13 protein-coding genes and 1 tRNA gene are annotated in these 13,489 nt (G+C 54.0%); 7 read left to right on the top strand and 7 right to left on the bottom strand.

Going from position 1 to position 13,489, the window contains the following annotated elements; translation table 11 throughout:
• The first annotated feature begins 20 nt into the window (after window positions 1–20).
• Entirely contained in the window at window positions 21–1,304 is a 1,284-nt protein-coding gene (gene serS / locus ACXADJ_RS06270; protein ID WP_475064147.1) for a serine--tRNA ligase, read from the top strand.
• Complete coding sequence (gene cysG, locus ACXADJ_RS06265) at window positions 1,301–2,701, top strand: siroheme synthase CysG (protein WP_475064146.1); 1,401 nt, start codon at window positions 1,301–1,303, stop codon at window positions 2,699–2,701. Before serS ends, cysG begins: the two co-directional genes overlap by 4 nt.
• A gap of 178 nt (window positions 2,702–2,879) precedes the next feature.
• Here cysG and ACXADJ_RS06260 read toward each other — a convergent pair whose 3' ends face one another.
• The 5 genes from ACXADJ_RS06260 to tusD are packed head-to-tail and all read right to left on the bottom strand — an operon-like array spanning window position 2,880 to window position 5,254.
• Entirely contained in the window at window positions 2,880–3,908 is a 1,029-nt protein-coding gene (locus ACXADJ_RS06260; protein WP_475064145.1) for a glycosyl transferase family protein, read from the bottom strand.
• A complete protein-coding gene (locus ACXADJ_RS06255) occupies window positions 3,905–4,228 on the bottom strand; it encodes a TusE/DsrC/DsvC family sulfur relay protein (protein WP_475064144.1) in 324 nt (107 codons plus the stop codon). The genes ACXADJ_RS06260 and ACXADJ_RS06255 overlap by 4 nt, the downstream gene beginning before the upstream one ends.
• Window positions 4,229–4,233: 5 nt before the next feature.
• Entirely contained in the window at window positions 4,234–4,509 is a 276-nt protein-coding gene (locus tag ACXADJ_RS06250; RefSeq protein ID WP_475064143.1) for a DsrH/TusB family sulfur metabolism protein, read from the bottom strand.
• Window position 4,510: 1 nt separating this feature from the next.
• Complete coding sequence (locus ACXADJ_RS06245; protein ID WP_475064142.1) at window positions 4,511–4,855, bottom strand: DsrE family protein; 345 nt, start codon at window positions 4,853–4,855, stop codon at window positions 4,511–4,513.
• 9 nt (window positions 4,856–4,864) lie between these two features.
• The gene (tusD, locus tag ACXADJ_RS06240; protein ID WP_475064141.1) at window positions 4,865–5,254 is read right to left on the bottom strand and encodes a sulfurtransferase complex subunit TusD; all 390 of its coding nucleotides are present in this window, start codon (window positions 5,252–5,254) and stop codon (window positions 4,865–4,867) included.
• A 162-nt stretch (window positions 5,255–5,416) separates the two neighbouring features.
• Between tusD and ACXADJ_RS06235 the strand changes: the two genes are divergently transcribed.
• Window positions 5,417–5,507: transfer RNA gene (locus ACXADJ_RS06235), tRNA-Ser, on the top strand.
• Between the two features lie 177 nt (window positions 5,508–5,684).
• Here the strand turns inward: ACXADJ_RS06235 and ACXADJ_RS06230 are convergent.
• Entirely contained in the window at window positions 5,685–6,425 is a 741-nt protein-coding gene (locus tag ACXADJ_RS06230; RefSeq protein ID WP_475064140.1) for a tRNA (adenine(22)-N(1))-methyltransferase, read from the bottom strand.
• A gap of 130 nt (window positions 6,426–6,555) precedes the next feature.
• Window positions 6,556–7,515: a histone deacetylase family protein gene (locus ACXADJ_RS06225; RefSeq protein ID WP_475064139.1), complete on the bottom strand. Its 960-nt coding sequence runs from the start codon at window positions 7,513–7,515 to the stop codon at window positions 6,556–6,558.
• A 78-nt stretch (window positions 7,516–7,593) separates the two neighbouring features.
• Between ACXADJ_RS06225 and ACXADJ_RS06220 the strand changes: the two genes are divergently transcribed.
• From ACXADJ_RS06220 to pgsA, 4 genes are read left to right on the top strand one after another with little or no spacing between them, the layout of a single operon-like run.
• Window positions 7,594–10,311: a bifunctional acetate--CoA ligase family protein/GNAT family N-acetyltransferase gene (locus ACXADJ_RS06220; RefSeq protein WP_475064138.1), complete on the top strand. Its 2,718-nt coding sequence runs from the start codon at window positions 7,594–7,596 to the stop codon at window positions 10,309–10,311.
• 60 nt (window positions 10,312–10,371) lie between these two features.
• The gene (gene uvrY, locus ACXADJ_RS06215; protein WP_475064137.1) at window positions 10,372–11,019 is read left to right on the top strand and encodes a UvrY/SirA/GacA family response regulator transcription factor; all 648 of its coding nucleotides are present in this window, start codon (window positions 10,372–10,374) and stop codon (window positions 11,017–11,019) included.
• 3 nt (window positions 11,020–11,022) lie between these two features.
• A complete protein-coding gene (gene uvrC / locus ACXADJ_RS06210; protein WP_475064136.1) occupies window positions 11,023–12,846 on the top strand; it encodes an excinuclease ABC subunit UvrC in 1,824 nt (607 codons plus the stop codon).
• 48 nt (window positions 12,847–12,894) lie between these two features.
• The gene (pgsA, locus tag ACXADJ_RS06205) at window positions 12,895–13,437 is read left to right on the top strand and encodes a CDP-diacylglycerol--glycerol-3-phosphate 3-phosphatidyltransferase (protein WP_475068146.1); all 543 of its coding nucleotides are present in this window, start codon (window positions 12,895–12,897) and stop codon (window positions 13,435–13,437) included.
• Window positions 13,438–13,489: the final 52 nt, after the last annotated feature.

Below are 13,489 nucleotides of genomic sequence, written 5' to 3'. Positions count from 1 at the left end.
GGTACCCGGATCGTAACCCCATGCTTGATATCAAATTTATTCGCGACAACCTCGATGAAGTTACTGCAGCACTGGCCACCAAAGGCTTTGAGTTTGACGCCGCTGCCTTCTCCGAAATGGATGAACGTCGCAAATCCGCCATTACTCGCGCGCAATCCCTGCAAGCCGAGAAGAAAAAGGCATCCAAGCAAATTGGCGCACTTATTGGCCAGGGTATGTCCCCGGAAGACGCCAAGGCACAGGTGATGGGCGGTATCGACTCCGACATTACCAACGCAGAAAACGAAGCCAAGGAATCCGAGCAAGCCCTGCGTGACTTCCTGATGGCCGTTCCAAACATGCCACACGCCGACGTACCGGCGGGTGCCGATGAAGACGACAACGTTGAAGTCAGCACCTGGGGCGAGCCTGCCAGCTTCAATTTTGAAGTAAAAGATCACGTTGACGTTGGTGAACCGCTGGGCATGAGCTTCGACGCTGGTGCTGCACTGGCTGGCTCCCGCTTTGTCGTGATGACTGGCAAAATTGCCCGTCTGCACCGTGCGCTGGCGCAGTTCATGATCAACACCCACGCCGACGAGCATGGCTACGAAGAAACCTACGTGCCTTACCTGGTGAACCGTGAAGCCCTGCAAGGCACGGGTCAGCTGCCAAAATTCGAAGAAGACTTGTTCAAACTGCCAGAAGCGCAGGGCGAAAAGGACTTCTATCTGATTCCGACCGCGGAAGTACCAGTCACCAACCTGATGGCTGACGGCGTTTACGACGGTGAACTGCCCGTTCGTCGTGTGGCTCACACCCCATGCTTCCGCTCTGAAGCGGGCAGCTATGGTCGTGACACCCGCGGTATGATCCGTCAGCACCAGTTCGACAAAGTAGAACTGGTTCACTTCGTAGAAGCCAGCAAGTCTTCAGAGGCTTTGGAAGAACTGACCGGCCACGCCGAAGTTATTTTGCAGAAGCTGGGCCTGCCGTACCGCAAGGTCATCCTGTGTGGTGGCGACCTGGGCTTCTCTGCTTCCAAAACCTACGACCTGGAAGTGTGGCTGCCAGCACAAAACAAGTACCGCGAGATTTCTTCTTGCTCCAACATGACCGATTACCAGGCTCGTCGTATGCAAGCTCGCTGGCGCAACCCGGAAACCGGCAAGCCAGAGCTGCTGCACACCCTGAACGGTTCTGGTCTGGCGGTTGGCCGTACACTGGTTGCTATTCTGGAAAACTACCAGCAAGCCGATGGCAGCGTAGTAGTACCTGAAGTTCTGCGTCCTTATATGGGCGGCCTTGAGGTATTGAATCCATGATGACATTGCCTTTGGTGCTGAAAGGCGATTTACGTCCTTTTACCATCATCGGTGGTGGCGACGTTGCCAGTCGCAAGGTCCAGACATTGGCAAACGCCGGCGCGAAGGTGCGAGTGATTGCACCTTCCGCCGGTGTCGACATTGCCAAACTGGCCCAACGGGGCGCCATTGATGTAGAGGCACGAGAAGCCACGCCCAACGAACACTTCGAACCAGGCTCCTTTGTGGTACTGGCAACGGACAATTCCGAACTGAACGAAGCACTGGCCGCGCAAGCGCGTAGCCAAAACTGTTTTGTTTGCCGGGTTGATCAGCACGAAGGCAATGATTTCATTTTTCCAGCGGTGATCGATCGTTCGCCGATTCTGGTTTCTATCTCCAGCCGTGGCACGTCCCCCGCACTGACTCGCCATTTAAAACAACGCATTGACGCCTTTCTGCCGCAGGAATACCGACAGCTCGGTGAACTGGTCGAAACCCTGCGTGCGGACGTTAAAAAACGCTTTGCAGCGCCGTTGCGTCCGGCTTTTTGGCGTAAGTTCATGCGCAGCAACGTGCCGGAACTGGTATTGGCCCGACAGCCTGACCGCGCCATGCAACTGGCGGAGCGCCTGTTATCCGGCAAGGAAGAGGGCAATGGCGAGGTGTATCTGGTTGGCGCTGGGCCGGGTGATCCGGACTTGCTGACCTTTCGTGCTCTGCGTCTGATTCAGTCGGCCGATATCGTCTTTTACGACCGACTGGTCGGGCCAGGTGTGATGGCCTTGGTGCCTGAAGATGCAGAACGTATCTACGTCGGCAAAGCCATGGCTGACCACGCAGTGCCTCAGGATGAGATCAACCAGCGTTTGGCCGATGAAGCCCGCAAGGGCAAACGGGTGCTACGCCTGAAAGGGGGTGATCCGTTTATCTTTGGCCGCGGTGGCGAAGAAATTGAACTGCTGGCGCAATACGGCGTGCCATTCCAGGTGGTGCCGGGCATTACCGCCGCCAGTGGTTGTGCCGCTTATGGTGGTATTCCGCTGACACACCGCGACCACGCCCAATCGGTTCGGTTTGTTACTGGCCACCTGCGCAATGGCACGTGCAACCTGCCCTGGAATGAACTGATTCACCCTCATCAGACGCTGGTGATTTACATGGGTCTGAGCGGCTTGTCAGAAATCTGCAAGCAACTAATGTCCCACGGCATGGACCCGGATACTCCGATCGCATTGGTTGAAAAAGGCACACTGCCAGACCAGCGTGTTCACACCGGCACCATTGCCACCATGCCCGCCAGTATCGAAGGTAAGGAGATTCATGCTCCAACCCTGACCATTATTGGTAGTGTGGTAAACCTGCACAGCAAGTTAGCCTGGCGGCCAGAATTGGCCCGCGACGAAAGCGCTGATTGATTCAGCTCCAAACCAAAAATGCCCGCTGATTAGCGGGTATTTTTGTTTGTACGCTTGCTACCTTGTGAGCTGTAGGAGGGAATTTATTCCCGATGACGGCCCGGCAATTCGCCCCTGCACTTGGTTACTGTGCACTTGATTTAACTCTGCACTGCAACGCTTGAAGGGGCCAATCAGATTACAGCAGTGACGTATCCCGCTCATTCCAGGCCTTTTCAGCCAAAGCCAAAAACTCATCGAGCTTTTCCGGTTGTTTGGTGATCGACACCAAGGCCAAAGCAGCGGTTCGAATAGTTGCCTGAAACGCGTATTCGCTTTGCAGCTCGCCACGCCATTGCTTCACCAGCAATTCGGTATCAATCTGGTTTTTCGGCTTGTCGTCGTAATGGCTTTGCTGGTTCGGGATGGTCAGCTCGCCGGATTTGCCATCCAGATGGTAGGTGGCTTTAACCGTACGTTCCGGGTTTACCTCGAACTCACCACCTTCACCCTTGATCACCAACATATTGTCACCGTTAATTTCAGCGGCTCCGGCATGGGTAATGGAATAGTTAGGGTGGAAAATACCCTGAACACTGGCGCAGTGCTCAGGAGAAATGGTTTTCAGCAAGGTATTGATCGGTGACCGAACCCCCAGGATGGCCTTCAACGAGAGCCAGCGCTGGAACAGTGGGTTGATCTGCTCACACGGCAGATACGCCAGTGACGGCGCGTCCGCCAACTGATCCATCGAGGTTAACTGCGGCAGGCCCAGCTGCTCAAACACCTCATGTAGGTAAATGCGGCCTTCTGTATGAGCCGTCGTACCATGAAACAGAATGCGATAACCCATCTGATTCAAAAGCAGAGCCGATAGCAAGCACCAGAACGGCTGACGACGCTTGCCAGCATAGCTCGGCCACACCAGATCAAAGTGCACATGCTCAGGCCATACTTCGTTAATCGCCGCTGCAAATCCTGCCAATTCCTCTGGCGTTTCTTCCTTGACTCGCAACAACATCAGGATGGCTCCCAGCTGTTCCGGCTCAAAGCGGCCAGCCACCAGTTCCGTCATGGTGAACTTTGCTTCATCAAAGGTCATGCTGCGGCTGGCGTTTTTACCACGGGCCAAAATCCGCACGTACTCGGCCAGCGAGTGCTTGCCGGTAATCGGCTTCAGCAAGGTGTCGGAAATAGCGATTTCAGGAACAGACGGTACAGCACTCACAGACAGTTCTCCGGGCGGGGCAATCCGGCAATTCGGGCGCCTAATTTGGCCGGACTGCCGGGAAATAATTTCAACAGATAGATGCTGGACGCCTTTTCAGGGCCCAGATTGGCTTTCAGATATTTACTTAACGGCCGCATGGCCGGCGAGAGATCGAACTCCCGGTAAAACGCCTGAAGCTGCTCAATGATTTCCCAGTGCTCTGGGGTTAATTCGATATTTTCTGCCAATGCCAGTTGCTGAGCTACCTCTGGGGTCCAATCGGCAAGATTGACCAAAAAGCCGTCTTTATCGACCGGCGGCAGGGTAGAGTGGGTCATTGGTGTTACTTCCAGGTAATGGTTTTGGTGTGGGACAGAGTAAGCTCGACCCATTGCTGGTCGCTGATGGTATCAAATTCCGCCGACTCCGACGGTGCAACACCACAAGCGTCTGCATCTGATTGCCGTACCAGTAACTTCGTACCGTCGAGCGTCGTCGCCACCAGCTGGGCCATGCATGCTGCGCGACCCATAAGCAAAACAGCATCCTGGTCGTCGATGGACAACGCCAGCTCAGCAAGAATGGTCTCCGACGCACTTTGTATTTGATGAAGAGTCATATCAGAACCTCAAGCAATGCTGACTGGCGGCTATAAGACCTCGGGCCGCCTCAGCACTGACCGGAGCAACAAACGCTGGCTTGTCCTCTTGCAGCCCGAACCGTACAAGGCTGGCTTCACAGGCATACAGCTCTTCGCAATCGTACATAGGCAATGCCTTGACGATGCGGGAAGGAGCCTTGCCCCCCTCGAACAGGGCCTTCAGGTCTTGCTTGAGCCACAACACCCCGGCACCACTGAACAGCAAGGTTACCGGCAGATCAAACGCGGCTAGCGCCATAGCCAACTCCAAAGGCTCAGGCTCAGGCGTTGGCGCAGATACAATATGAATAAGAGTAGAAGTCATGACAGGCCCTTAAAACTGCACAACACGGTCGCTTTGGCTGACCGCTTCTGCCATTTCACCCAAACCACACAGCTCGAACGGCTCAACCACTGTCGCGCCATCCAGCTGATAGCGCTCATTTTCCTGCTCATTCACCATGCCGCGACGAATCGCATTGGCAATGCACAACTGAAGAGGAAAACCGTATTCACCAGCACATTGCGCCCAGGCATCAGCAATGCCAGCCTGGCCCTGTGGCGCCTGAATGCGAGTGTTGGCACATAGCACCGCGTCCTGATAAAAAAACACGCGATCCAGACAATGCCCCGAGCGATAAATCGCGCGGGCAAAATCCATTGCCTGAAGATGAGCATCCGATTGAAAAGGGGATTGGGTAACTAAAAGCGTGAACGAAGCCATGGAAATCGAGGTTTTGAAAATATGACCGCCATCTTCCGTAATTCATACCCCCTCGGCAAGCCTCAAACACCTCATCAAATTGTACAAAAACTCGCCTAACTATTTGATTTATAAAAAAGTGTTGACGCTCAAAAAAATCCGGGTATAGTACGCAACCAGTTCGGAGAGATGGCTGAGTGGTTGAAAGCACCGGTCTTGAAAACCGGCGTAGGTTAATAGCCTACCTAGGGTTCAAATCCCTATCTCTCCGCCATTATTTAAAAAGCCCGCTTAGGAAACTAAGCGGGCTTTTTTCGTTTTGGAGCTACTAAAAACATTTATTGAGTCCAAAAGTTTTCATTGCTCAGCGCGTAACGTTACAACAGGCTTCAGCTTTCCAGGCCGGGTGTGCAAGACACATCAATAGATACATCAGCGACGCAATTCAGAATCAATCTTCAAGCCTTAACTGGATAGTGACTCGCTCCAAACCCTCAACCATCTCCGCCGAAAACGGATCTCCGCTGCGTTGCATACGTTGGTAATGTTCCAGCGTGCGCTGGCGATAGCGGGTGGCGATATCCTGCGCTTCGGGTCTTCGTGGCTGCCAGAATTTGTCACCAAGGAGTGATACTGGCGGGTTTTGTTCCGGGTCTGTCTCAGAAGTTATTCGCCTCGTCTGCGCTGTTACCGTCAGCACTTCGTAAAATCGCTTATTTTCTTCCACCAGCTGTTCTTCCAGACAGTAGAAGCCAAGTTTGATCAACGCGCGGCGCAGCTGTTGCGGCCGGTTGGCAGGGCACAGCAGGTATTCAATGTTGGCATTTGGGTTTCGAAGATGGATGGCTTCCAATAGCTCTGCGGTAAGGTCGCCGCCGACGCCTGAGATAATTACCAGATGACGAGCACTGTCGCGTGAATCAACCTCAGTGATTGGCAGCTCGGCAACGTCGATGCAGTGGACTTGCCAAGGCTGGAGTTGTCCCACTGTAACAGGGAAGCGCTGTCGCAGCTTGCCCTCAAGTTCAGTCATTAGCGCAGGCACGATATCAACAAAGTGCACCGCAGCGTCGATCTTGTTCTGTAGCAACGTCATGCCCAGCAATCCATGATCGCAACAGCAGTCCCATATATGGTCGTAGCCCGCCGGAACCCGTTCGACGAGGTGGTATATGCGTTTGCCAATTGTCAAAAAGATCGCCTCTGTGTGCCGCAGGACCTGAATGCGAGGCGATTATGCGCGACTCATCACCCCGTGACCATTGGTACACAGGGTGCTGGGGCTGAGGTGTTAAAGATGTGCAGGTATTGGAAGAGTGGCCTTAGACCGCCGCTTGTTCTGGCTCGCCGTTTGCCTCAACCGGCTCCAGCATGCCGGCGATATATAACGCAGCGGAGCGGCCGAATGCATTGAGGTCATAGCCGCCTTCCAGCACCGCAAGACAGGGGGTATTCCGTCGCTTGCAGTAGCTCTGAATCCATTCGCTGATCCATAGGTAGTCAGTGTCTTCGAAGTTGAGCTCGGCCATCGGATCTTCCTTGTGGGCATCAAATCCAGCCGACACAATCACCAGTTCAGGTGCAAATCCTCTTAACGCTGGTTCCCACTGCTCAATCACGCCTTTTCTGAAGGCTTCGCCGTCCGCGCCTTTGTCCAGGTGCACATTGATCAGGTTGGTGTACTTGCTCTGTTCGTAGTGCGTGTAGGGGTAGAAGGGGTGCTGAAACGCCGACAGCATCAGAAAACGTTTGTCGTTTTGCAGGATATCAATGGTTCCGTTGCCCTGATGCGCATCGAAGTCGAGTACGGCAATGCGCTGCAAGTGGTGAACGTCAGCGGCGCGCAATGCGGCGATGGCGCTGTTATTGAAGAAGCAAAATCCCATCGACTTGCTACGCTCAGCATGGTGGCCGGGCGGTCGGATGGCGGCAAACGCATTGCGATGCACTTCGTTCAGTACGTCGTCCAGCGCCTGGGTGGTGGTGCCAACAGAGTACAGCGCCGCTTCCAGCGAGCCTTTGGTCATGGGAGTGTCTTCGTCCACCATGATGCAGCCATGCTCGGGTTCAATCAGGTGCAGCTGGTCGACGTAGGCCTTGCTGTGGGCACGCAAAATATCGGGCAAGTGAGCCGTTTTGCCTTCGTGAATGGCCAACTGGTTCCAGATGCCCGTTTGTTTCAGGGTTTCTTCCAGCACAGTAATGCGATCGGCCGTCTCCGGGTGGTCCTTGCCGGTGTCGTGTCCGAAATGCTGGTGAAATGCGTAATATCCTGTGCTCATGTCGACGTACTTTTACTCTTTTTCTTCAGTGTATCCAGCAGTTACACTCAGGCCAACTCAACTAAAGGATCAGTCTGCATGGGTACACGCTCTTTAGAGTTGTTCTTTCGACCCAGGGTAATTGCTGTTATTGGCGCTTCCGAACGTGCCGGCAGTGTTGGCGGTGCGGTGGTAAAAAACCTGCTCAATAGCGAGTTTGGTGGCACCATCATTCCGATCAATACCCGCGGTTACGACGAAATTTACGGCGTTCCGGCGTTAACGCGAATCAGTCAGTTAACCACTGTGCCTGATCTGGCCATCATTTGCACACCGGTTGAAACTGTGCCCAAAGTGCTGAAGCAGCTGCACGGCAAAGGTGTTGGCGCAGCACTGCTCCTGACAGGCGGTATCGATCGCAGTCGCTCGTGGCAGTATCGCCCGGCATCCGATCGGCTGGAACAGGTTATCCAGCAGACCAACATCCGTATTCTGGGCCCTGATTGTCTGGGTCTGGTGTTGCCTTGGCGCAAGCTCAATGCATCCCTGCTGCATGTGCCTGTACGAGCAGGCAACATTGCTTACATCGGCCAGTCCGGCACGCTGGCTTCTGGCGTGCTCGATTGGGCATTCAGCCGCAACGTTGGGTTTTCCCATGTAGTCACGCTGGGCAGCAATAACGACGTCACCTTTTCTGACCTGGTCGACTTTATCGTCCAGGAACCTCATGTGCAGACCATTCTGGTGCAGCTGGACGAAATCGGCTCTGGCAAGGCATTGGTGCGCTCTCTGCGGGCGGCGTCCCGCCATAAGCTGGTGCTATCGGTCAAAAGCAACCGTTTTCCGGGCAACCCATTAAACCGGATCAGTCCACCCAAAGGACTGGCCAGTCGCGACATTCTGATTGATGAAATGCTGGCGCGGGCAGGGGTGTTGCGGGTAAGCGATACCGACGAGATGTTCCATTGCGTCGATACCCTGCGTCGCCAGCGCGAATCCTTTGGCCCGCGATTGGCAGTGATTGCCAACGGCCGTGGTCCGGCGATTCTGGCGCTTGATCGTCTGTTGCAAGATGGTGGCACGCTGGCCGAGCTGTCGGACGAAACTCGCACCCATTTACGTGGTTTGCTGCCGGAATATGTGCGCACCGGCAACCCACTTCTGCTGAACCCGGAACTCCAGCCACACCAGCTGGCTGCCGTCGCTAACACCGTGTTGGCCGACAAACAGGTCGACGCCCTGCTGGTGATCTACATTCCCGGCATCGGTACCGACCCACTGGCCAATGCCGAAGCCTTGGTCAAAGTCGCCCGCAAGTTCAACAAAAGCGTGCTGACCAGCTGGATTGGTGAATATTCGGTTGAAACTGCCCGTGATCATTTTGGTGCCAATAGCATTCCGACGTTCGACACCCCGGACAACGCCATCAAGGCGTACATGTACATGGTGCGCCACCAGCTAACCCAGGAGCTGCTGCGGGAAACGCCATCCAGCCTCGAGATTCCGATCTCATCGGGCTATATGGAAGTTGACCGGGAAATTCAGGAACGTCATCGTCCAGGTGACTACCTTCTGCCCGATTGCGCCTGGAAGTTGCTGAAGGCATACGGCTTTGCCTTTGCTGAAAATCACTATCGCACCACCTTGTCGGAGCTTCTGGACGCTGCCCACGAAATTCCAGACCCCTGGGTATTGCGAGTGCACCACCGGGATTATTTGTATCCCTTCGCGTACGGCAACAACCCGCGCGAACGCATGCGCAGTGTGGTGAGAAATATTCAAAGCGAAGAAGAATTACTGGAAGGTGCTGAAAAGCTCGAAGCCGCCATTGCCGAGCGCTTTCCGAAAAGTCCGGTATTGGGCTACACCGTGCAAACCATGCACCGGGCATTGGACAACCTGCAGTTCTCGTTTGGCATTGGCCGTGACTCCGAGATTGGCCCCTATTTGTTCTTTGGTGGTGGTGGTACCACCGCTGACACACTGGTCGATCGTCAGGTGGCATTGCCGCCACTGAACGCAAATCTGGCGGAAAAGTTGATCAAACGCAGCCATTTCTACGAAGTATTGCAAGAACGGTCCGAAAACATTGACCGCGAACTTGTTACACTCGAACGTTGGTTGGTGGCGCTGTCGCACATCGCGCTGAACCACCCATGGCTGGCTGGCCTTGAAGTTAACGCCATTCGCCAGAAGGTGGGCCACTACATTGCCATTGGCATCGCGGGAGAGGTTGGCCCAGCGGTGAAAAGCGCCATATTGCCGTACCCAACCGAGTTGGAAAGCCAGTTCACGGGGAAGAGTGGTCGTCAGTTCCAGATTCGCCCAATTCGTGGCGAGGACGAGCCATTACTGGAGCGTTTTTATCGCCAGCTCAGTGCGGAATCGCTACGCCTGCGGTTCTTTGGCGCTCGTAGCCATTTTGACCACAGTGAACTGGCGCGCTTTACCCAGATTGATTACGACCGGGAAATGGCCTTTGTGGCCTTCGACGACAACCAGCTTTACGGGGTTGTGCGGGTCTTTATCGATGCCGACGACGTTGCCGGAGAGTATTCGGTGATTGTCGACGACACGCTGAAAGGCGAAGGTCTGGGTAAGCATTTAATGCAGGTTATGATAGATTACCTCACCGAACGAGGGGTGCTACAGGTTTACGGCACCGTGCTGCCGCACAATAAACCCATGCTGGGTTTGAACCGTAAACTGGGCTTCACACTTCACCACGACCATGAAGAAGGCGTAGTGGAGGTGACCAAGAACCTCAATCCGCTGAAGTATGCCTGGCAAAGAAAACGTATGTATCCTGCCTCATAGGCAAGAGCACCTGTATCCACGCTGTCGATTGACGGCCTTTAGAATCAAGTGGGGTATCCTTTGATTTCTGTGTTAGTTGTAGATGATCACGAGCTGGTTCGCTCCGGGATCACAGCAATATTGGCTGACGCAAAAGGAATTGAAGTGGTTGGACAAGCTGAGTCCGGGGAAGACGCTGTTCAGTTTGTAAAAGAGCATGAGCCAGACGTTATTCTGATGGACGTTCACATGCCCGGCATTGGCGGGCTGGAAGCGACTCGAAAAATCACCAAATCCTGGCAAGACACCAAAGTCATTGCCGTTACTGCGTGCGACGACAACCCGTTTGCCCAACGTCTGCTTCAGGCCGGCGCATCGGGTTACATTACCAAGGGTGCAGACGCAGACGAGATGATCATGGCGATCATCAAGGTCCAACACGGTCAGAAGTACATCAGCACCGAAATTGCCCAGCGCATGGCACTGCGACCATTCCAGGAAACCAGCCAGAACCCATTCGATGAGCTGTCGGATCGGGAAATGCAGATTGCCCTGATGATTGTTAACTGCCAGCGCCCGGCAACCATTGGCGAAAAGCTGTTTTTGAGCCCCAAGACCGTGAACAGTTATCGCTATCGCATATTTGAAAAACTTGGCATTGATGGTGACGTTGAACTGACCCGCCTGGCCATACGGCACGGCCTCATTGATGCCAACAGCCTTGCGTAATACATGTCTGAATTTGATATCAAGTCCTTCCTCGGCACGCTGACCCAGCGTGCCGGTGTTTACCGCATGTATTCAGACAGCAATGAGCTGCTGTATGTCGGTAAAGCCAAAAACCTCAAAAACCGTGTTTCCAGTTATTTCCGCGCCCGCGGACTGAATGCCAAGACCGTTGCCCTGGTCAGTAACATTCATCACATCGAAATCACGGTAACCGCCAGCGAAGCGGAAGCCCTGCTGCTTGAACAAACCCTGATCAAGCAACATCGGCCGCCGTACAACATCCTGCTGAAGGACGACAAATCCTACCCCTACATTCATTTGTCGAGCCACGAATATCCATTGCTGGCCTACCGAAGGGGCAAGCGCGTCAGTCGGGGTGGTGAATACTTTGGTCCTTATCCAAATTCCGGAGCAGTACGAGAAACGCTGAATTACCTCCAGCGCCTGTTTTTAATTCGGTCTTGCGAAGACAGCTATTTCAATCATCGCAGCCGGCCTTGCCTGCAATACGAAATCAAGCGCTGCTCCGCTCCCTGCGTAGGCATGATCACCGAACAGCAATACAACGACGACATCGACAAGGCGCGGCGTTTTCTACAGGGTAAAAACACCGAGCTGGTGTCCGAATTACAGCAAGAGATGATGAACGCTTCCGCTCAGCTGGAATTTGAACAGGCCGCCGATATACGCGACCGGCTGGAACTGCTGCGCCGTATTCAGGAAAAGCAAACTGTTGAAGCGGGCAGCAAGAGCGCCGACGTGTGGGCCATTGTCGAGTTTGAAAACGTCACCTGCATCCACCGGCTGGTGTTTCGTCAGGGCCGTCTGGTGAATAGTAAAAACTACTATCCAAACAACCCGATCGGTGAGCCGCTGGATGAACTGATGCTGGATTTTGTTGGTCAGTTCTACCTGTCCGATATGTCGGGAGAGGGTTTCCCGAAAGAACTGATTATGGATTGCGAGCCAGATCCGTCTATCGCTATTACTGAAGCGGTACGACTGCGAGCTGGCGCCGTGATCAAACACAGCCGCGGCATTCGTGGCGAGCTGCGGCGCTGGCGTGCTATGGCGGAAGAAAACGCCCGCACCGGCGCCCAGGTGAAAATTTCAGGCCACAAGGAAAGCCTCAAGAAGCTTGAGTCCGTGGCCAGTCTGCTGAGCCTTTCGCAATCGCCAACCCGTATCGAGTGCTTCGATATCAGTCATTCAAAAGGGGAGGCCACCTACGCCTCTTGTGTGGTGTACGACACCGAAGGGCTGGCCAAGAAACGCTACAGACGCTTTGGCATTAAAGGCGTAGCGGCGGGTGACGACTACGCAGCACTTGAGCAAGCCGTAAGACGCCACTTCACCAACCTTAAAGAACAGCAGGACCTGCCGTCGGTGTTGCTGATTGATGGCGGCAAAGGACAAATAAACCGGGTTAATCAGGTTCTGATTGAGCTGGAAATAAACAATGTGGCCCTGTGGGGTATATCCAAGGGTGAAACACGGAAATCCGGTTGGGAATTTCTATGGGAACCTGACAATCCTCAACCTATAATGCCCGACGCTCACGACAACGGATTCCGTTTGCTGCAACTGGTCAGGGACGAAGCGCACCGCTTCGCTATTACCGGCCACCGCAAACAACGGGCGAAATCCCGGGGCAGCTCAACTCTGGAAGACCTGCCAGGGGTTGGCCCCAAACGGCGTAAAGCATTATTGCTGCATTTTGGCAGCCTGAAAAACATGAAAGGGGCACCGCGGGAAGAATTCGCCAAGGTGCCGGGTGTTAGCAAAAAACTCGCAGATCAGATTTTCGCACAGCTACATGGCGAGTAGTGACATCGATTATTGCTAACCGCAACTAAGGTGGTACCAGTGACAACATTGAACATCCCGAACATGCTCACCCTTGGGCGTATTGTAATGATTCCGCTGATGGTCATCAGCTACTACTGGCTGGGAGACGGCGGCAAGATTCTCGCCGCGGCTATTTTCGCCCTCGCCGCCGTTACTGACTGGTTTGATGGTTATCTGGCTCGCAAACTGAATCAATCAACACCGCTGGGTGCCTTTCTGGACCCGGTAGCCGACAAGCTGATTGTGGCAGCCGCGTTAATGGTGCTGGTAGAAGATTACGCCGTCACCTGGATTACCATTCCGGCCATGGTGATTGTTGGCCGTGAAATTGTGATCTCGGCCTTGAGAGAGTGGATGGCGGAGCTCGGTAAGCGCGCTAATGTGGCGGTATCTTCGCTGGGAAAAATCAAAACCACCTTGCAAATGGTTTCTATCATTCTGCTGTTGGCCGCCCAGGACATTCACATACTTGAGTGGCCCGGTGTGATTGCCTTGTTCATTGCCGCAGTGCTGACGGTTTGGTCGATGCTGATTTACCTGAAGGCAGCCTGGCCTGAGCTTCGCTCTTGAGGTCATTTTTTGCATCCGTCGCTAAGTCCCTAAAAATAAAGAAAAAAGTTTT

The sequence above is a fragment of the Oceanobacter sp. ABM4_470 genome, assembly GCF_056158645.1.
This window is presented reverse-complemented; position numbering and strand designations above follow the sequence as displayed.